Origin of the sequence: Paenibacillus sp. W2I17 (assembly GCF_030815985.1) — a bacterium.
Taxonomy (GTDB): Bacteria; Bacillota; Bacilli; order Paenibacillales; family Paenibacillaceae; genus Paenibacillus.
Genome location: NZ_JAUSXM010000001.1, coordinates 6,164,735 through 6,184,718 on the forward strand (window position 1 = coordinate 6,164,735; position 19,984 = coordinate 6,184,718).

Here is a 19,984-nt window from a genome sequence, read left to right on the forward strand (position 1 = left end):
AAGAAAAGTCTGAACTATGATAAAATTAAAGGCGGTTTATTTTAGATAGTGCCATAGTGCACCGTAATTCAGCAGGAGAAGTGGGGAGCTTGCAACATGACAACGATACTTCATAGTATTTTACTGTGGTTATTGTATCTTTCATCTTTTTACGCCTTTATTCCAAGTTTGATCAGCAGGCTTTTTGGTTTTCGTGTATTTCGACGGGGAAGAAGTGATACACAATTTGCATTAACATTTGACGATGGGCCAGATCCACATTATACGCCGAGATTGCTCGATCTGCTTCGTCAGCATCAAGCAAAAGCCACATTTTTTGTCGTTGGAGAACATGCAGCGAGTCATCCTGAACTCATACAGCGCATACATGAGGAAGGTCATCTTATTGGCATTCATAATTATATTCACAAGACGAACTGGCTCATGCGGCCACGTACCGTTCGAGATCAGATTCAGCGAACAGGTCAGATTATTCATGAAGTAACCGGCGTGAAGACTTGTTATTATCGTCCACCGTGGGGGATTATGAATTTGTTTGATTTTTTCAGCAAGAAAGAACGAAAGATTGTACTGTGGTCTTCTATGTTTGAAGACTGGAGAAGCCGAGTAGGTGCCCAGAGATTGACCGAACGGATGCTGAAGGAACTGAGAGGCGGAGAGGTCATGTTGCTGCATGATCGAGGAACGACCCTTGGTGCTGATGCACACGCGCCGGAGCAGATGCTTCAGGCGCTGGAAGTCGTCTTGCAGGAAGCTGAACGGCTAGGCCTGCAAAGCGTACGCGTTGATACGTTGATGGGAGGTATCACAGTGAGCGAATCTCAGAACAAAACGCAATTACAGACACCATTGAAGCTATGGAAACGAATCGTTGTTGCCTTATGGCTGGGCTGGGAGAAGTTGTTCCACTGGGTATATCATCTACGGACGGCTTCGCCAGAGGACCCCATGCTGCACTTCAGATCACGTGTATATCACGGAGCACGGGTGGAGATGAATGACGGCCATGTCATTCAAAATGGAGATCCGGTGATAGAACTGCATTTTGACAATCAAAAGTTGTTTGAACTTGGAGTGACATCACGTTCCAGTATGCATTTGGCTATTCGCATGATTCGGACCATGGAACAGCAATTGCCGGATCTGGCACGCATGGTGGCACTCGAACCTGAGTTACAATCTGCCAAGGCCATATACGGTGTGAGTATGATTAACAGAGGTCCGGAAAAATTCGGATTTACCATACAAGAATTGCCTCCTGGACCGTTCAGTGCTGCATCTAAAGTATACCTGAAACTGCTCTTAAGTGTGATCCATCCTGCCGGAACCAAACGCCTGAAACAGCGTGCAGAACAATTGGTACCCAAGATGATTGCCATGCCGCTGGATCTACTGTTGGAACGTTACGGTCAACATATGATGCAGGTGGCAGCAACGGTAGAAGAATCCAGAGATGAATCGTTGTTAATTGAACAAGAGATACTGCCAGAGCGGAACTAAAAGGACTGATCACACCAACCAGCAAAAGAAAAGGGTTGCCCTTCGCCATATTTGGCAGAAGAGCAACCCTTTATTTATTAGTGAATTAGATACTCAGGACGCCACCGTTGCTTGCATTGGTAACCAGTTTGGAATAACGAGCCAGGTAACCGGTTTTTACTTTCGGTTCAAAGCCTTTCCAACCTGCGCGACGACGTTCAAACTCTTCGTCACTGATGTGCAATTCGATGATACGGTTGTTCAGATCCAGCTCGATGATGTCCCCTTCTTCAACAAAGGCGATTGGACCACCTTCAGCTGCTTCTGGTGAGATATGTCCGATACTGATTCCGCGGGATGCGCCAGAGAAGCGTCCATCGGTGATCAGACCAACTTTGGCACCCAATCCCATACCTACGATCTGGGAAGTAGGAGCCAGCATCTCAGGCATACCTGGTCCGCCTTTTGGTCCTTCATAACGGATAACAACAACATGTCCTTCTTTTACTTTGCCGTTAGCAATACCTTCGAGCGCTTGCTCCTGGGAGTCAAAGCAGATGGCAGGACCTTTGTGGTATCCGCCAACCGAAGCATCAACTGCACCAACTTTGATGATAGCGCCTTGTGGTGCAAGGTTACCAAACAATACAGCCAGGCCGCCTTTTTCGGAATGCGGGTTATCCAGATGGTGGATGACATTTGTATCCTGGATTTCTTTTCCTTCAACGTTCTCACGGATCGTTTTACCCGTTACAGTAATGCAGTCACCATGAATTGCGCCTGGTTTCTTGAGCAATTCGTTCAGCACTGCGCTTACGCCGCCTGCATTGTGAACGTCTTCGATGTGAAGATCGGAAGCAGGTGCCAGTTTCGCCAGATGCGGAACGCGGTTAGCTACTTCATTGATGCGCTCAATTGGATACTCGATGCCTGCTTCATGAGCCAGTGCCAGCGTGTGCAGTACTGTATTCGTAGATCCACCCATCGCCATATCCAGTGCAAACGCGTTATCGATCGCTTCTACAGTAACGATATCACGTGGTTTCAGATCCATTTTAATAAGTTCCATCAGTTGTTTAGCAGATTGTTTAACAAACTCACGACGCTCAGGAGCAACAGCCAGGATGGTTCCGTTACCTGGCATAGCCAGTCCCATCGCTTCAGCCAGACAGTTCATGGAGTTTGCAGTAAACATACCGGAACATGATCCACATGTTGGACAGCCAAACTGTTCAAGTTCAAGCAAGCTCTTATCATCGATTTTACCTGCTTGGTAAGCACCTACGCCTTCAAATACAGAGGTCAAGGACAGAGCTTTACCATTGCTGTCACGACCGGCTTTCATCGGTCCACCGCTGACAAACACGGTAGGGATATTACAGCGAAGTGCCCCCATCATCATGCCGGGTGTAATTTTATCGCAGTTCGGGATACATACCATGCCGTCGAACCAGTGAGCAGATACAACCGTTTCCACGGAATCCGCGATAATGTCACGGCTTGGCAGCGAGTAACGCATACCAATGTGTCCCATGGCAATACCATCATCTACTCCGATGGTGTTGAATTCGAATGGAACGCCACCGGCTTCACGAATAGCATCCTTTACAATTTTACCGAATTCCTGAAGGTGGACGTGGCCGGGCACGATATCGATGTATGAGTTACATACGGCAATAAACGGCTTGCCGAAATCCTCTTCTTTAACGCCCGCTGCGCGGAGCAAACTCCGGTGTGGTGCACGGTCAAAACCTTTTTTGATCATATCGGAACGCATCTTCTTGGCTGACATGGTGTATTCCCCCCAAATATATAATATTGAGCAACATGAATGGAAAAGTAAATGGCAGTGCATCTGTCGTTTAATTTCATCCGTACTCTAAAAAAAAAGGACCGGCATGCCGGTGTCGAGCTGCCCGTAGTTTGTGAAATTCTTTGCTGCTTTAAACCCGTGAACACCCGGTTTTTCTATTGAGTCTATCACAACCGTCGTCATATTTCTACAATCAATAGAAAGAAGCCTCAAACCATTTTCATGGAATTAGACTTCTTGATTTACGGGAAAGCTATGATCATGTTTCGATGTGGCGAGCTGAATTCATTAGTTGCTTCCACCTTTACGTCCAATCTCACGATAGAATTCCTTATTATGAGTTTCGGAGGTTGCTTCGCCGCCCTTGCGACCAATCTGCTTGTAAAAGTCAGTGTCATGGGCATCTGAAGTCGCTTCTCCACCTTTTTTTCCAATCATCTGGTAGAAGCTTCGATCATGGTTCTTGGAAGTCGCTTTGCCACCTAATCTGCCAGCTTCCTCACGGCTCATCTTGCGTTCTGACGTCGGTTGACGTGCCATTACAAATCACTCCTTACAACGATAAGTTGTTTTTTGTAGCGCGTATCCCTAATTTACCACCTTATTTCCAGCCTGAAACAACACACCAGGATAGAACGGATGGTGAAGAGACACGTCAGAGCATTAGGCCGATCGTTTAAACACCTCATGTTGATTGAAAGAAAATCGGGATATATCCGGTTCAATTAAGGGTTTGAACGTGTGACGTACAGCCGGCAGAGCCAGTGTGACTGCGAAGAGTACGGCAATGACCAGTATAACTGGAATATACGCCGAGCTTCCCATATAACTGTAGACTCCGGACCAGATGGCGAGGCGAACGAGAAAACCATGCAGCAGGAATACATAGAGTGTGCGTCGTCCAAGGTCCGTCAGTCTGGAAGTGAAGGAAGGTACCCAGGCCAAGAACAGTGCTGCCGATGCGATCTCCAATAGGTAGACTCCAAGTCGGAAGATGCCGGCATACCATTCGTGGTGACCCAGTTCGGCGTACGTCATGCTGCCGAGTAACCATCCGGATGAAATGTTCAAACCACCATACCCGATCCATACCAACAGTGCAGCAGAGAGGATGGCTGCGGTTTTTCGCCCCCAACCGGATAATAAATGTGAACGGATGGTTGCTCCATAGTCATAACCGATGACAAAAAACGGCAGAAATACAAACGTACGGCTGAAGCTGAGCCAGAACCCGTCGATGGGCAAATACCCGGCAATTACACCAAGCGCAATCGATCCAATCAGCCGATATATCGGTTTCCAGGAAATCGTCAGACGAAGCAACAGTCGCCAACAGAAATGACTTGCGAGAAACCATAACAGCAAGTAAGGTGCAAAGAAGGATAGCCGCATATGGGGTGTGTGGAATACGGTAAAGTCCATCAATGCGTATAAGGACTGAAACAGTACATACTGTAGTGCAATCTGCTTCAGGACGTTTCGCCCAGATGCACCTTGGAGTGAGTGTGTCGCAAAATACCCGGTTACCCATACAAAGAGCGGCATGTGAAACGTATATATCCACAGGAACAGAGCTTCCGCTCCTGCAAAACGTGTGATGAGTGGTTCAAGTGCATTACCAGCAAGGACACAGACGATAAGCATAAAGCGCAGATTGTAAAAGAAAGATTCCTGATCGTCCCGGATCAGTGTCTGATTTTTCATGGTGTAGCCCCCTTATAGACCCTGGTTGCCAGGTCATTTGCATCTGTAATAAGGGTAGTATGGATGTGCATTATCTATTGTGATTTAATTCACATTAGTAAGCGTTATCTTTTCTCAAAGCTGTGACAACAAAATGAACGCAACGGGATTGACAACGGTTGCATAGAGGATGACAATAGAAAAAGAAGATGAGGGAATGTAACTATAAGGAGGGAAGAAATCATGTCAACGAGTCCCTATCCAAGCCCGGAAATTATTACGTTTGGGGAGAGTATGGGTTTGCTGACTGCCAAGGATACAAGAGGGCTGGAATATGCAGCCACACTGGACAAGTCTTTCGGGGGTGCTGAGAGCAATCTGGCTATTGGCGTATCCCGCCTGGGGCATACCAGTGGTTGGTTTGGACGCTTGGGCAATGATCCGATTGGCAGTATGATTCTGAAAGCCATTCGCGGTGAAGGCGTAGATGTATCCCGGGTAAGGTTAAGTGATCACGAGCCCACTGGTTTGATGATTCGTGAGAACGCTTCCGGGAAAGCCTCGGTCCATTATTATAGGAAGCTATCTGCTGCAAGTGCGATCACACCTGATGATCTGGATCCCGACTATATTGCCGGGGCGAAGATATTGCACGTTACGGGTATAACGGCAGCGATAAGCCCGTCGGGACTTGCTACGGTAGAGGCTGCCATACATATTGCCAAACAGGCAGGGGTGAAAGTAAGCTTTGATCCGAATCTGCGTCTCAAACTATGGTCTGCGGATGAGGCCCGTCCGGTTATACTGCGTATAGCTGAACTGGCGGACTACTTTTTACCGGGGCTGGACGAGATGAAACTTCTATATAACGAAGAAAATGATCAAAAAGTACTTGAGCGTTTATCTGCCCTGAATGCTGTGTGCATTGTGAAGGGTGGCCCTGATTTGACCTACGTATTGGCGAATGGTACCCTAACTGAAGTTCCGTACTTTAAGGCGGATAATGTTCTGGATACGGTAGGAGCAGGAGATGGATTCTGCGCGGGATTTTTATCGGGTATATTAAAAGGATACTCCCCGCAGGAAGCAACCCGTCTCGGCAATTTGACCGGTTCCATGGTTATACAGGCTGTTGGCGATTGGGAGGCGCTCCCGACGTGGGGGCAGGTCGAGGCCAAGCTGAACAACGTTGCCCATGTTGAGCGTTAGTCGCTGCTGAAATCATATATGGCTCATCTTCGTTCTTAAATGTAAGGCTTGTATACACAACCACCACATTGACAAGGGAGAGAATGAAATGAAGAAACTTCAGCTGTTGCAAAAGATTACGGACAATGGGGTTGTGGCAGTTCTGCGTGCAGATTCTGCTGATCAAGTCATTGCCATGGCCGAGCAAGCGATTGCGGGTGGCATTAAAGTTATCGAGATTACGATGACAGTACCCAGTGCACTCAAAGCCATTGAAAAATTAAGCCGTGTATACCATTGGAACACACAAGATCCAGAGAAATTCGCGATTATTGGTGCGGGAACGGTGCTTGAACCGCAAACGGCAAGAGCGGCTATCATGTCTGGTGCCGAGTTTGTAGTCGGACCTTCCCTGAACCCGGATACGGTTCAGATCTGCAACCTGTATCGAATTCCGATTCTGCCGGGTGTGATGACGATTGCTGATGTTCAACGCGCATTGGAACTCGGCGTGGACATTGTGAAGTTGTTCCCGGGTAATCTGTATGATCCTTCGATTATCAAAACGATGAAGGGCCCTATGCCGCAGGCGAATTTTATGCCAACTGGCGGGGTATCCTTGTCTAATCTGGGGGATTGGATCAAGGGTGGAGCAGTCGCTGTAGGGATCGGCTCCGACTTGACATCGGAAGCTGTGAAGACGGGTGACCTGAGTCATGTCCGTCGCAAAGCGGAACAATATATGGATGCTTACCGCAAGGCCAAGGCTGAATAATATTTTTTCAATTCGGAGAAAGGGAGCCTGATGAACGAAGGCTCCCAATTCTGTGAGCCGCGGCACCTGCGGAAGTGAAGAAAGGTGATTAACGTTGAGAAATCGGTATAATACAGGGCGCAAGAAGAGGGGCATCGGGAAATTCCTGCTCGTACTTCTGGCGCTCATTGTCATTGGATGTGGATTTGTTGCGTGGAAATTATTCACACCATACGGTCCACAGCAAACAGCCCAAGCGGCCATGGAAACAGCCAATAAGGTGACCGTGAACGAACAAGAGAACTGGATTGATTTTGTGCCAGATAAACCGACTGGTAAGAGCGTTCTGTTCTACCCTGGTGGACTGGTAAAACCGGAAAGTTATGCACCACTTGCCCATGAGCTGGCTGCTGCCGGTCATCACACCATTATTGCCAAGATGCCAGTTAACCTGGCAGTGCTTAAGCCAAACTTGGCAGATGAGATTCTGGCCGCATATCCAGACGAACAATTTGTTATGGGTGGACACTCTCTCGGCGGGTCCATGGCTGCACGTTATGTAGCCGCACATCCTGATGCACTTCACGGGATCTTCTTCTTGGCATCTTACCCGGATGAAAAAGGGAGTGTAATGACACTGGGAATACCTGCATTATCCATTTTGGGTACTAAAGATGAGGTTGTGAATATGACCAAGTATCAGAGTGGACGTATGTATTTGCCCGTGGAGACGGTATACTACACCATTGAAGGTGGAAACCACGCCCAGTTCGGTGATTATGGTCATCAAAAAGGAGATGGCGAGCCGGAAGTGAATGGAGAAGAACAGCTGAATCAGACGGTCAAGACAGTACTGGCTTGGTTAAGTACGATTAAGTAGATTTTGATTATTCTGCATTAAGGGCTGTATGCATTTATAGCATAACTTGATGGAGGTGATACGGATGACCATGCTTCAAGTGTATGGAGTGCAGATCCCATGTAAAGCTATCCTGTTCGATAAAGATGGAACATTACTGGAATTCCTCCAGCTATGGGGGCCGTGGGCAGAGACGTTGCTGAGTCAGTTACAATCACGTATGAATGAGCTTGGAGCTTCATTTACGGTTGAACGGGAGCACGTCCTGGGCACCATTCATAATGCAGAAGGTCACATTGTCGGCTATGATCCGCAAGGTCCACTTGCCATTGCGACTGTGGATGAGTGCACGGGATTACTTGCCGGGCAGTTATATGCGGCAGGCATACCATGGAATGAAGCGATCACAACGATACGCCAATTTTCAAGCGAGGCCATGAAATCGGTAAGAGAGCGCAAATCGGCTGAACCGATGCCAGGATTACTTGCTTTCTTACAGAGTTGCAGGGCAGCAGACATACCTCTGGCAGTTGTTACTTCAGACAGTACAGCGGCAGCAGAAACACATCTGGATTGGATGGGGATACGTTCCTTTTTCACCTCCATTGTGGGCTGTGATCGGGTGACCCAGGGCAAACCGGATAGAGAAGCAGCACTCTTGGCTTGCCGTGAATTACATATCGATCCTGCGGAGGCCGTTGTAATTGGAGACAGCAATGGGGATATGCAGATGGGGCGGCACGCAGAGGTATCCTATACCCTAGGTTACTGCCCGCAGTTAGATCAAGGATCTCACCTGGTTGATGCCCATGCCATTGTTCGTCATTATAATGAGATAAGCGTTATTATATAAGTCACCCTGGCTTGGTTGAACGATATAAATTGAACTCAACATTTACACAAAACGGAGAGGACAGAAATAACCTGAAGAAACAGAGTGTTCGCCTTTATCCTCGGATTTTTTCCTTTAGAAAGGAATCAAAAAAATCTGTGGATAACAGCGATCGGAAGGTTGTTCTGTCATCGTAGTGGCCAGTGTAAATATTCTTTAGTTCAATTTATATAGTAAACAAAAGGAGGAGAGAGAGGATGAACGCAACAGAACAACTGGCTGCCTGGATTCAGGAGAGCTCCCGGATTGTTTTTTTCGGAGGAGCCGGGACTTCAACGGAAAGCGGGATTCCCGACTTCCGCTCGGCTGCGGGTCTGTATCAGACGGAGCAGCATTCGCCTTATCCACCGGAAGAGTTATTAAGCCGACATTTTTTTGATCAACATGCCGATATTTTTTATGATTTTTATCGTGGCAAAATGCTTCATCCAGATGCGGAACCGAATGGGTGTCATCGACTATTGGCCCGTCTGGAGCAGGAAGGAAAACTTCAGGCAGTGATCACGCAAAATATCGACGGACTGCATCAGAAGGCAGGTAGCAGCAATGTCTTTGAGCTTCACGGCTCAATTCATCGTAACGGCTGCATGGATTGCAAGCAGTTTTATACGCTGAATGATATTATACAGTCCCAAGATACAGTGCCTCGCTGTACCACATGTGGTGGTGTGATCAAACCGGATGTGGTGCTGTACGAAGAGGAGCTGGATCAGACGACATTGTATCGTTCCATTGATGCACTGTCTTCTGCAGATCTGTTACTCGTGGGAGGCACGTCACTGACGGTATATCCGGCGGCCCAGTTAATTACGTATTTTCAGGGAAAACATACCGTTCTGCTTAACGCTACACCTACCGCTTACGACCGCAGGGCTGATTTGCTGATTACAGAGCCGATTGGTGAGGTAATGAATATTGTGGACCAGCTTCTTGGTTGAACGTATGGACTGAATAACCGCATTCTCCGGCATAGACCGGATACAAGAGGCGGAACCTGGGGAAAGAAGGGATTCATAATGGTCTACGTAGCAAGCGATACTCGCTATGAAACGATGAAATATAACCGCGTTGGACGTTCAGGTTTGAAACTGCCAGCGATTTCACTGGGGCTGTGGCATAATTTTGGCGGTATCAATAACGCTGAGAATGGCCGTAATATGATTACCCGATCATTTGATCTGGGTATTACACATTTTGATCTTGCCAACAATTATGGCCCACCGGCAGGTTCGGCAGAGCAGTTATTTGGACAGGTACTGGCCCAGGATCTGAAACCTTATCGTGATGAACTGGTGATCTCCACTAAAGCGGGTTATTATATGTGGCCCGGGCCGTATGGAGAGTGGGGTTCACGCAAAAATCTGGTATCCAGTCTGAATCAGAGCTTGAAGCGTATGGGCCTGGATTATGTGGATATTTTCTACTCACATCGTTATGATCCCGAAACGCCTTTGGAAGAAACGATGATGGCACTGGATCATATTGTTCGCTCGGGCAAAGCCCTGTATGTAGGGATCTCCAACTATCCCGCAGAGCAGACGAGACAGGCTGCCGAAATTCTGAAAAGTCTGGGTACGACACTGTTAATTCATCAACCGAAATACTCGCTGCTGGACCGCTGGATTGAAGATGGTTTGCAGGACGTGCTGGATGAGTATGGAACAGGCAGTATTGCATTCTGTCCATTGGCACAAGGTGTGCTCACGAACAAATACTTGAATGGTATCCCGGAAGACTCACGTGCCAAAGGACCGTCGGTATTCCTGAATGAGAACAACATCTCTCCAGAGACGCTCCGCAAAGTGCGTGCGCTAAACCAGATTGCAGCAGCCCGTGGTCAGAGTTTGGCTCAATTTTCACTATCATGGGTGCTGCGTAATGGCAGGGTAACTTCTGCGCTGATTGGCGCAAGTCGTCCTTCCCAGATTGAAGAGAATGTGGCTGCGCTCAGTCAATTGGATTTCTCTACAGAGGAATTGGAACGGATTGAATCTATCCTGTCTCCGGAGCCTGATGACAAATAAATAAAGTGCAAAAGGTGCATCTTAGCCATAATGGCGGAATGCACCTTTTTTTGTCGTACGTGGTTCCTCCGTCCGTTATGTTGCTCATCGTTTGTTTTGTTGAGCATTCTTCTGTAACCCCTGATGTAGTGGACGGGACAGTATTTTCTCTCGATACAAGCTAGGCGCTTCACCGTGAAATCGTTTGAACTGTTTGGAGAAATACAGCGCGTCTGGCAGTCCCACTGATGCAGATACCTGTTCGATGGACAGATCCGGGCGTTCTCTCAGGAGTTGGCGCGACTTGTCGATCCGCAATTTTAGTAGATAAGTGACTGGCGAAAGTCCGGTTTCCTGTTTGAAAATACGGGATAGATAAGCACGGTTGTACCCAAGACTCGCAGACATTTGTTCAATGGAGACAGGGTAGGCATATTGGGTAGACATATATTGAATCATCTGTTTCACCGTACGTCGGATGGAGGATTCACCTGGAATTAAGGTTTGGCCCTGCGAAAGGTGATTTTGTGCTTCGGCTAGAATCATATATAACGTGCCCAGTGATGTGAAATGAGAGCTTTCTTTGCGCTCGGCAAAAGCATCCTGCATCACGGATAACCAATCGGAAATTCCACAAGAGGGTCCGGCATGAAAAACGGACTTTTCCGGGCGGAATCCGGCTTCTTCGGTATATTGGCCAGCCTGGCTGCCTGTGAAGGCAATCCAGCGGTATTGCCATGGGTTGCGGGCATGTGACTGGTAGCTTACCAGTTGCCCGGGATGAATGAGGAAACAATCACCTGCAGATAACTCGTAGGTGTGCAGCTCGGTGCGGAACGTACCCGCCCCTTTTTCTACATAATGCAGCAGATAATAATCAAACAGTTTGGGTCCGAGGGCGTGACCGGGAAGTGTCTGGCTTGCCCCGGCAAACAGGACATGCAGTGCTCCTTGTTCATAATAGACGGGATTGGAGGCAACCGAATAACTGAGTGCTCCGCTTTTACCGGAAGGTGGTTCCTGAATTTTCTCTATAGAAGGTGCAAGGGAGTCTTTCTTCGAGTTTGAGTGATCTGCCATGGTCATTTCCTTCTTTCTGGGATGCTCCGATCATTATACGCCTTAAGGTCACATTTATCCATATGAAACACACATGGTTGCATTACATGAGGCACCGCTTTCTTATATAATAACATTAAGAAAACCACAACAACGAGGCGAGGTGCACCAGCAGTGAACGTAACTGAATTGAAACAAAAGTTTATTGAGAAGTACGGAGAGAGTGGAGCGGACATCCGTGTGTTTCATGCCCCGGGGCGTGTGAATCTGATCGGTGAGCACATTGACTATAACGGTGGATACGTGCTTCCGGCAGCACTTGAATTCGGAACAACATTGATCATTCGTGTGCGTCAGGACAACAAGTTGCAACTGGCTTCCACGAACATGTCTTACGAAGGGGTACTAAACACTTCCTCCATCGGTAAGGAAAAAACCGGAGAATGGACCGACTATCCTGTTGGTGTCATGGTTGAATTGCAAGGCAAAGGCGTAAATGTAACAAAAGGCTACGACTTCCTCTACCACGGGGAGATTCCGAACGGGGCAGGACTTTCATCATCTGCATCTCTGGAGGTACTCACCGGATTTGCGATTCAGTCTCTGGAGGGTGTATCGGATATTGATACGGTTCAACTGGCGCTTCTGTCCCAGAAAGCGGAAAATGAGTTCGTAGGCGTCAACTGTGGAATCATGGATCAGTTCGCTGTCGCAAACGGTGCTCAGGATCACGCGATCCTGCTGATGTGTGACACACTGGAGTACCAAAAGGTTCCTTTCCGTACAGGCTCCTACAAATTGGTCATCGGTAACACAAACAAACGCCGCGGTCTGGTGGATTCGGCTTACAATGAACGTCGCTCTCAATGCGAGCAGGCACTTGCCATCTTGAAGGAACAGCTGCCTGCACTGAATTACCTGGCTCAATTGACGCCAGAGCAGTTCGTAACACTACAGGATCAGATCAAGGATGAGAAAGTAAGACAGCGTGCGCAGCATGTCGTGGAAGAGAACGCACGTGTTCTCGCATCGGTGGAGGCATTGCGGATCAATGATCTGGAATCCTTCGGCAAGCTGATGAACGCTTCTCATGAATCGCTTCGCGATTTGTACGAAGTAAGCTGTGATGAGTTGGATGTTATGGTTGAGGAAGCTCAGCGGATTCCAGGCACACTTGGTGCTCGAATGACTGGCGCAGGATTTGGCGGTTGTACCGTATCACTTGTGCATGAAGATGATGTCGAGCGTTTTGTAAGTGAAGTGGGCGCTGCATATGAAGCGCGTACCCATCTCAAAGGTGATTTTTATGTATGCGGCGTAGGCGACGGTGTTAAAGAATTGAAGGAGGCGAAGTAAAATGGCAATTTTGGTGACAGGTGGAGCAGGGTATATTGGGTCTCATACGGTAGCAGCATTGTTGGAACGTGGAGAAGAGGTTGTTGTACTGGATAACTTGCAGACAGGGCATCGTGAAGCGTTGCTCGGCGGTAAGTTGTATGAAGGGGATCTGCGTGACAAAGAAATTCTGGCGAAGCTGTTCGCTGAGAATTCAATCGATGCAGTCATTCACTTTGCAGCCAACTCACTCGTAGGCGAGAGCATGAAAGACCCGGTTAAATATTATGACAACAACGTGTTTGGTACACTCTGTCTGTTGGAAGCGATGAATGCAGCGAATGTACGCCGCATCGTCTTCTCCTCTACGGCAGCTACGTACGGTGAGCCTGAGAAAGTGCCAATCGAAGAGAGTGATCGTACAGAACCAACCAACGTATACGGCGAAACAAAGCTGATGATGGAACGCATGATGTCATGGTTCGATAAAGTTCAGGATATCAAATACGTTTCCCTGCGTTACTTCAATGCAGCCGGTGCACATGACAGTGGCAAAATTGGTGAAGATCACCAACCAGAGAGTCACCTGATTCCACTCGTACTGCAAACAGCATTGAAACAACGCCCGCACATCGCCGTGTTTGGTGACGACTATGCAACAGAAGATGGAACATGTATCCGTGACTATATCCATGTGAGCGACTTGGCTGATGCACATCTGCGTGCAGTAGATTATCTTCGCAAAGGTGAGAACAGTAATGTATTCAACCTAGGTAATGGTACAGGATTCTCGGTAAAACAAGTGATCGAAACAGCTAAAAAAGTGACTGGCCTCGATATTCCGGTTGTACAGGAACCACGTCGTGCAGGTGACCCGGCTGTGCTGGTAGCTTCATCTGCAAAAGCGAGATCTGTCCTGGGCTGGAATCCGAAATGGACCAATCTGGAAGATGTCATTCAAAGCGCTTGGAGCTGGCACCAATCACGTCCTGACGGCTACGGAAAAAACTAGGAGGCGAACACCTTATGTCACAGACTCATATTGCAGCAGGTGCCACAGAGCGGACACCGGAGCAGCAGGAAGCACTGCATGCCATTGAACGTCTGGTTGCATTTGCCTTGCAGAAACAATTAATCGAGGAAGCGGATTGGGATTATAGCCGCAACCTCTTGCTGGAACAATTCGGATTCTCAGAGCCTTATGCCGGTGAGTTGGACACGACTGTGCCCGATGGCCCACAGGCGATGCTGGATACGTTGATTGATTATGGATTTTCCATTGGACTCATTCCTGAAAATAGTGATACATTCCGTGATTTGCTGGATGCCAAAATCATGGGTCATTTGATGGCACGCCCATCCGAAGTGGTACGCGCATTCCGCCACACGGAGCAGACGGAAGGCATTGAGGCGGCCACATCTCAATTCTATGACTTGTCGATTAACTCCAACTATATCCGGATGGATCGGATCTCGAAGAACGTCTACTGGACACAGGACACGGCCTATGGAGACATGGAGATTACCATTAACTTGTCAAAACCGGAGAAAAGTCCAAAGGAAATTGCCATGGCGAAATTGCTTCCGCCACCTGTATATCCAAAATGCCAGCTGTGTCGTGAAAATGTAGGTTACGCTGGTCGGGTGAATCACCCGGCCCGCCAGAATCTGAGAGTCATTCCGCTGGAACTTAACAGCGAACCTTGGTTGTTCCAATACTCGCCGTATGTGTACTACAACGAGCACTGCATCATTTTCCATCATGATCATGTGCCGATGAAGCTGACCAAAGATACACTGCGCAGACTGCTTGCCTTTGTCGGGGAGTACCCGCATTACTTTATCGGATCTAACGCAGATCTGCCGATCGTGGGCGGTTCTATCCTGACACATGACCATTTCCAAGGTGGTCGTCATACATTCGCCATTCAAAATGCACAGCCAGAGGCGGTCTTCCGCCATGCGGATGCACCTGGACTTACATTGAGTCTTGTGAAATGGCCAATGTCCGTAATGCGTCTGGCTTCACACGATCCTGCAGAGCTGCTTGAAGCGGGTAACGCCGTATATGAAGCGTGGAAGGTCTACAGTGATTCTGCTGTGGATATCGAAGCATTCAGTGAAGTGGACGGGGAACAAGTACCACACAATACGGTAACACCAATCGTTCGTCGTAGTGCAGATGGTGGTTATGAGATGGATCTTGTATTGCGTAACAACCGTACGAATGATGTGCATCCTGAAGGGATCTTCCATCCGCACCGTGAAATGCACCATCTGAAGAAAGAAAACATTGGTCTGATCGAAGTGATGGGGCTTGCCATCCTGCCAGGTCGTTTGAAAGAAGAACTGGACAGTATCGCGGATATCCTCGCTGGAGATGCCAAACTTGCTGAAGCCGCCAAAGCTTCTGATCATGTGTTGAACAAACATCTGGGCTGGGCGGAAGAATTGATTGAACGGTTTGGTTCTAACCTGGACAAAGAACAAGCTGTTGCCATTGTACAGCAGGAAGTCGGTTTGAAATTTGCCGAGATTCTGGAGCATGCAGGTGTCTACAAATATGATGAAGCAGGACGCCAGGCTTTCCATCGTTTTGTAAGCAGCATGGGATACACTGAATAGACATGTATAACGATGAACACCAGCCCATACAAGGGCTGGTGTTTTTTTGAATATGATTAGTAACGGAGTTGTGAGCCAGTCGTTTATTCTGTTGGAATTGAACGATAGATCAGGGCAGCCAGCTCGGCTCGGGTTAGGGAGTCATCCGGCCTGAACAGTCCGTGATATCCCACAACCATTCGAGTCTTGGCCAGTGTGGCTATGTAGTCGTGAGCCCAGTGGGAGGAGGGAACATCCTCAAAAGAACTCGTTTGGATCAGCGGCATGTCCAGCGCGAGCACCAGAATTTTTGCTGCCTCAGCCCGTGTAAGTACAGCATCCGGATGGAAGAAATCATTTAAGCCGTTCGAAATATGGAATCCATCAATAAGGCCAACCTCCTGTAGTCGAGATATAGCTTCAAAGTAGGGATGTGTGGGCTCTACATCTTCAAAGGGAGCAGCCTTTCGGACTATGGGTAGCTCAAACGCTCCGTTGATTATACGAGCCATGTGTTTACGCAAGATTGGCTGATTAGGCCTGAATGTGGCATCGGGATAGCCCGTTATCAGACCACGTGCAGCGATACTTTCAATCATCAAGCGTGCCCAGTGGGTTGAAATATCACTAAACACAACTGGGCTCAAAGGTGTTGTTGATTCTTTAGGTTCAGGTTCAACTTTAGGTGTAGGTTCGGCTTTAGCTTTCGTTCCTGTATCAGGTTCCTGGGGTGATGTGGCAGTAGGAGAACTGCTGGTCCAAAAAGAAGAACTGCCACCATGGTTTTCAGAGCTATCAGTCTTTACCCATCTGGCATATAGCGTTATGTCCCGACTTACGGTATCTCGGTCAAAATTCCAGAGAAGAGATAATGCCGAGTCTATGTACCATCCATCAAATGAAAACCCGCTCTTGCTGGGCTGAGTGGGAGGCGCAATTGCTTGATTGTTACTGGTAATAGTAGAGGAAATGGGGCTACCGCCTTGAGAGTCAAAAGAGACGGTCAAGGCGGAAATGGGATCTTCCTTAATCGTATCTTTGGACGCAGTTGTCACTGAACTCGTCCACTTGGCATATAGCGTTATGTCCCCATTCACGGTATCTCTGGCAAAATCCCAGGGAAGGGAGTATACCGAATCTATGTACCAGCCTTCAAACGAAAACCCGTCCTTGGTAGGTTGAGTGGGAGGTACAATGGTTTGCCCATAAGTGGCTTGAGTGTCCGAAACCGGGTTTCCACCATCGGAGTCAAAGGAGACGACCATATTCAATTTTTGAAAGGGAATGTCATCCCAGTAAGCGAAGTCTTGAGCCTCTGAAGGATCAAAACCAGTAATAATAAGGGATGAGTTGCCATGAAACGCTGAGAAACCAATAGACGACACGCTAGCTGGAATGAAGACAGTCGCCAGCCGATTGTCCGCAAATGCCATCGCCCCGATAGAGGAGACACTATCCGGAATGACGACAGAAGTCAGTTGATTGTCTGTAAATGTAGCATGTCCAATGGAAGAGACACGATTTGGAATAACAATAGAAGTCAGCTGGTTAGATGCAAAAGCCCAGTTCCCAATCGTGGAGACATTCTCTGGAATAATGACAGTAGTCAGTTTATTGTTTGTAAATGCGCTATCTCCGATCGACATAACAGTCTCGGGAATAACGACAGAGGCCAGTTGGTTGTTAGTGAATGTGGAGTTCCCAATTGTGGATACACTATCCGGAATGACGACAGAGGTCAGTCGGTTGTATGCAAATGCCAAGTCTCCAATAGTCGTGACAGTCTCTGGAATAATGACAGAGGTCAATTGATTGATTTCAAATGCCCTTTCTCCAATAGTGGAGACGGTATGCGGAATAACTACAGAAGTCAAATGATCGCTGTAAAATGCTTTGTCACCAATAATAGTTACTTTTTGTCCGTGAATAGTGTCGGGAATAATGACATCTTTCGAAGTGCCCACATAGTCGTTTATTGTGATTCCATGAGCGTTGGTGCTTGTTATGAAATCCTCTTCTTTATTCGGCTCAGCATACATAACCATCTGTCCCCAGGGTACGAGGAACATTAGCAGAGCAAAGACGAAGATGCTTGCTTTTTTCAATCCACTAACCTCCTTATTTATTTTAAGAATTTTGAAGTCCTTTTGGTTACAGTACAACTGTTAGATGAGATTAACAATACTGAATCTTCAATAGGTGAGCCGAGGGCACATGGAGTCGCGGTATTTTCAATGACGGCACTCATATTCGTTTTCAGAAATGGAAGATGTCAGTTCCCGCATGTATAATGGTGGAAAGCCATTGAAGACATTATCAATGAAGAAACGGGGACGAATAATTGGAAAAGAAGGCATTGAATATTCCATTGATTACAGATGCAGAGGAACTGCAAGGCATGGTGGGGGAACCGCATGAACATGTGCGTAACAAGGCAATCTCATTTGTGGATTCACATGTTCAGAATTTTCTATCCATGTCACCATTATTTTTCCTCTCCACCTCAGATCGTGATGGGAAAAGTGATGTGTCACCTCGGGGTGATGGAGCGGGATTCGTAAAAGTGTACGATACATACCGACTCGTCTATCCCGAACGCCCAGGCAATCGGCGCATAGACTCGTTGTTAAACATGTTGTCGAACCCTGGTATTGGTATGCTCTTTTTGATTCCGGGTATGAACGAAGTGCTGCGTATTAATGGCACAGCATCCATTACCAAGGATGAGGAATTCATCGCGAGTATGGGCTGGAGTGGTAAAACCATAGGTGCGGCTGTCATTGTAGATGTAGAAGAGTGTTTTATCCATTGTCCGCGGGCATTCAAACAGGCTGGATTATGGGCCTCAGAAACATGGGTGGATGCTGAGAATTTGCCTTCAACGAGCGAGATGTTTCGAGCCCATTTGGAGATTAACGGGTTGTTATAAAGTGAGTGACTATCGATTTGTTTTTCTATAAACAGGGTACTATAATTGGAGTTGCACTAAAAATTCTAAACTCCATTGGAGGCGACAATAGATATGAGATCTTTCCAATTCTATAATCCAACCCGGCTGATTTTCGGTAAAGGACAACTGGAAGCATTAAAGACAGAAGTACCGAAATACGGTAAACGGGTTCTGCTTGTATATGGTGGCGGCAGTATCAAACGCAGTGGTCTGTACGATCAAGTGATCGGTTTGCTTAAGGAAGCCGGAGCAGAAGTGACTGAACTGGCTGGTGTGGAACCTAACCCGCGTCTTTCTACGGTGCATAAAGGGGTAGACCTCTGTAAAACAAATAACATCGACCTGATCCTCGCTGTAGGTGGCGGTAGTGTATTGGACTGCTCCAAAGCTATTGCTGTAGGTGCCAAGTATGATGGCGATATGTGGGATTTTGCTCAGCGCAAAGCCGTTGCACAGGACGCTCTTCCACTCGGTACCGTATTGACCATGGCGGCAACTGGTTCCGAAATGAACTCCGGTTCGGTTATTACGAATCAGGATACACAAGAAAAATTGGGCTGGGGTAGCGCATATTCATTCCCTGCTTTCTCCATTCTGGATCCGGTGAATACATACACTGTTCCACTGGACCAAACGGTATACGGTATGGTGGATATGATGTCCCACGTATTGGAGCATTACTTCCATCTGGATGCCAACACACCGGTTCAACTCGGTTTCTGTGAGACGATTCTGCGTACCGTCATGGAAGCAGCACCTCGTCTGGTTGAAGACCTGGAGAACTATGAACTGCGCGAAACGATTCTGTATTGCGGAACAATGGCACTGAATGGCGTGCTGAATATGGGTCTCGCAGGAGACTGGGCAACACATAATATTGAACACGCGGTATCCGCAGTGTATGATATCCCACACGGCGGTGGACTTGCAATCTTGTTCCCACACTGGATGAAACATAACCTGGATGTGAATGTGGATCGATTCAAACGTCTGGCAATTAATGTATTCGAAGTGAACCCTGAAGGCAAGTCGGACAGACAGATTGCTGAAGAAGGTATCGATGCGCTCAGCAAATTCTGGACATCCATTGGTGCACCTAACCGTTTGGCAGATTACGATATCGATGACAGCCAGATCGACGTAATGGCTGACAAAGCGATGCTGTTTGGTCCATTCGGTAACTTCAAGAAACTGCAACGGGAAGATGTTGTATCCATCTACAAGGCTTCTCTGTAATTCTATAATCACTGCAAAGTGAAAGGACACATTCTGTTGTCCAATAACCGCAAGTCTCCTTCATGGGGGCTTGCGGTTTTTTCGTGTATTCGACTGTACACGTGAATAATGGAGGAACTTGAAGCAAGG

16 protein-coding genes and 1 pseudogene are annotated in these 19,984 nt (G+C 47.6%); 12 read left to right on the top strand and 5 right to left on the bottom strand.

All coding sequences use genetic code 11. The features are described from left to right. Positions 1-96 precede the first annotated feature (96 nt). A complete protein-coding gene (locus QF041_RS27595) occupies positions 97-1,500 on the top strand; it encodes a polysaccharide deacetylase family protein (RefSeq protein ID WP_307416381.1) in 1,404 nt (467 codons plus the stop codon). An 85-nt stretch (positions 1,501-1,585) separates the two neighbouring features. Here QF041_RS27595 and ilvD read toward each other — a convergent pair whose 3' ends face one another. The 3 genes and pseudogenes from ilvD to QF041_RS27610 form a co-directional block, all read right to left on the bottom strand. Continuing rightward, a complete protein-coding gene (ilvD, locus tag QF041_RS27600; RefSeq protein ID WP_074096200.1) occupies positions 1,586-3,271 on the bottom strand; it encodes a dihydroxy-acid dehydratase in 1,686 nt (561 codons plus the stop codon). A 318-nt stretch (positions 3,272-3,589) separates the two neighbouring features. Continuing rightward, a pseudogene (locus tag QF041_RS27605) lies at positions 3,590-3,832 on the bottom strand (KGG domain-containing protein); the annotation flags it as partial. Positions 3,833-3,955: 123 nt separating this feature from the next. Beyond that, a complete protein-coding gene (locus QF041_RS27610; protein ID WP_307416384.1) occupies positions 3,956-4,996 on the bottom strand; it encodes an acyltransferase family protein in 1,041 nt (346 codons plus the stop codon). Between the two features lie 222 nt (positions 4,997-5,218). Here QF041_RS27610 and QF041_RS27615 point away from each other — a divergent pair, with 222 nt between their 5' ends. The 6 genes from QF041_RS27615 to mgrA all read left to right on the top strand — a co-directional run bounded on the left by QF041_RS27615 (position 5,219) and on the right by mgrA (position 10,692). Beyond that, positions 5,219-6,184: a sugar kinase gene (locus tag QF041_RS27615; RefSeq protein ID WP_307416385.1), complete on the top strand. Its 966-nt coding sequence runs from the start codon at positions 5,219-5,221 to the stop codon at positions 6,182-6,184. 88 nt (positions 6,185-6,272) lie between these two features. Next, positions 6,273-6,938, top strand: a complete 666-nt coding sequence (locus QF041_RS27620; RefSeq protein ID WP_017686833.1) for a bifunctional 2-keto-4-hydroxyglutarate aldolase/2-keto-3-deoxy-6-phosphogluconate aldolase — start codon at positions 6,273-6,275, stop codon at positions 6,936-6,938. Positions 6,939-7,032: 94 nt separating this feature from the next. After that, positions 7,033-7,797 (top strand): alpha/beta fold hydrolase, encoded by a 765-nt coding sequence (locus QF041_RS27625; protein WP_307416386.1) that lies wholly within the window; start codon positions 7,033-7,035, stop codon positions 7,795-7,797. A 64-nt stretch (positions 7,798-7,861) separates the two neighbouring features. After that, entirely contained in the window at positions 7,862-8,629 is a 768-nt protein-coding gene (locus QF041_RS27630; protein WP_307416387.1) for an HAD family hydrolase, read from the top strand. Positions 8,630-8,865: 236 nt separating this feature from the next. Beyond that, a complete protein-coding gene (locus tag QF041_RS27635) occupies positions 8,866-9,606 on the top strand; it encodes an NAD-dependent protein deacylase (RefSeq protein WP_249911901.1) in 741 nt (246 codons plus the stop codon). Positions 9,607-9,684: 78 nt separating this feature from the next. Further along, entirely contained in the window at positions 9,685-10,692 is a 1,008-nt protein-coding gene (gene mgrA, locus QF041_RS27640) for an L-glyceraldehyde 3-phosphate reductase (protein ID WP_307416388.1), read from the top strand. 84 nt (positions 10,693-10,776) lie between these two features. On the opposite strand, the gene QF041_RS27645 is transcribed toward mgrA, so the two are convergent. Continuing rightward, positions 10,777-11,751 (bottom strand): AraC family transcriptional regulator, encoded by a 975-nt coding sequence (locus tag QF041_RS27645; protein ID WP_307416389.1) that lies wholly within the window; start codon positions 11,749-11,751, stop codon positions 10,777-10,779. 153 nt (positions 11,752-11,904) lie between these two features. On the opposite strand from QF041_RS27645, the gene QF041_RS27650 reads away from it, so the two are divergent. Genes QF041_RS27650 through QF041_RS27660 form a run of 3 tightly spaced genes read left to right on the top strand, consistent with a single transcriptional unit; the run spans position 11,905 to position 15,690 of the window. Further along, on the top strand, positions 11,905-13,086 hold the full coding sequence (locus QF041_RS27650) for a galactokinase (RefSeq protein ID WP_307416390.1): 1,182 nt from the start codon (positions 11,905-11,907) through the stop codon (positions 13,084-13,086). Position 13,087: 1 nt separating this feature from the next. After that, positions 13,088-14,077, top strand: a complete 990-nt coding sequence (gene galE / locus QF041_RS27655) for a UDP-glucose 4-epimerase GalE (RefSeq protein ID WP_017686840.1) — start codon at positions 13,088-13,090, stop codon at positions 14,075-14,077. Between the two features lie 14 nt (positions 14,078-14,091). Continuing rightward, entirely contained in the window at positions 14,092-15,690 is a 1,599-nt protein-coding gene (locus tag QF041_RS27660; protein ID WP_307416392.1) for a UDP-glucose--hexose-1-phosphate uridylyltransferase, read from the top strand. A gap of 83 nt (positions 15,691-15,773) precedes the next feature. On the opposite strand, the gene QF041_RS27665 is transcribed toward QF041_RS27660, so the two are convergent. Further along, complete coding sequence (locus QF041_RS27665) at positions 15,774-17,774, bottom strand: leucine-rich repeat protein (RefSeq protein WP_307416393.1); 2,001 nt, start codon at positions 17,772-17,774, stop codon at positions 15,774-15,776. A 236-nt stretch (positions 17,775-18,010) separates the two neighbouring features. Between QF041_RS27665 and QF041_RS27670 the strand changes: the two genes are divergently transcribed. Continuing rightward, positions 18,011-18,598, top strand: a complete 588-nt coding sequence (locus QF041_RS27670) for an MSMEG_1061 family FMN-dependent PPOX-type flavoprotein (RefSeq protein WP_307416394.1) — start codon at positions 18,011-18,013, stop codon at positions 18,596-18,598. A 93-nt stretch (positions 18,599-18,691) separates the two neighbouring features. Continuing rightward, positions 18,692-19,855 (top strand): iron-containing alcohol dehydrogenase, encoded by a 1,164-nt coding sequence (locus QF041_RS27675; protein WP_047844049.1) that lies wholly within the window; start codon positions 18,692-18,694, stop codon positions 19,853-19,855. Positions 19,856-19,984: the final 129 nt, after the last annotated feature.

Coding starts and splice junctions, on each gene's coding strand:
- QF041_RS27595 (WP_307416381.1), top strand. CDS start 97: ATGACAACGATACTTCATAGTATTTTACTGTGGTTATTGTATCTTTCA.
- ilvD (WP_074096200.1), bottom strand. CDS start 3,271: ATGTCAGCCAAGAAGATGCGTTCCGATATGATCAAAAAAGGTTTTGAC.
- QF041_RS27610 (WP_307416384.1), bottom strand. CDS start 4,996: ATGAAAAATCAGACACTGATCCGGGACGATCAGGAATCTTTCTTTTAC.
- QF041_RS27615 (WP_307416385.1), top strand. CDS start 5,219: ATGTCAACGAGTCCCTATCCAAGCCCGGAAATTATTACGTTTGGGGAG.
- QF041_RS27620 (WP_017686833.1), top strand. CDS start 6,273: ATGAAGAAACTTCAGCTGTTGCAAAAGATTACGGACAATGGGGTTGTG.
- QF041_RS27630 (WP_307416387.1), top strand. CDS start 7,862: ATGACCATGCTTCAAGTGTATGGAGTGCAGATCCCATGTAAAGCTATC.
- QF041_RS27635 (WP_249911901.1), top strand. CDS start 8,866: ATGAACGCAACAGAACAACTGGCTGCCTGGATTCAGGAGAGCTCCCGG.
- mgrA (WP_307416388.1), top strand. CDS start 9,685: ATGGTCTACGTAGCAAGCGATACTCGCTATGAAACGATGAAATATAAC.
- QF041_RS27645 (WP_307416389.1), bottom strand. CDS start 11,751: ATGGCAGATCACTCAAACTCGAAGAAAGACTCCCTTGCACCTTCTATA.
- galE (WP_017686840.1), top strand. CDS start 13,088: ATGGCAATTTTGGTGACAGGTGGAGCAGGGTATATTGGGTCTCATACG.
- QF041_RS27660 (WP_307416392.1), top strand. CDS start 14,092: ATGTCACAGACTCATATTGCAGCAGGTGCCACAGAGCGGACACCGGAG.
- QF041_RS27675 (WP_047844049.1), top strand. CDS start 18,692: ATGAGATCTTTCCAATTCTATAATCCAACCCGGCTGATTTTCGGTAAA.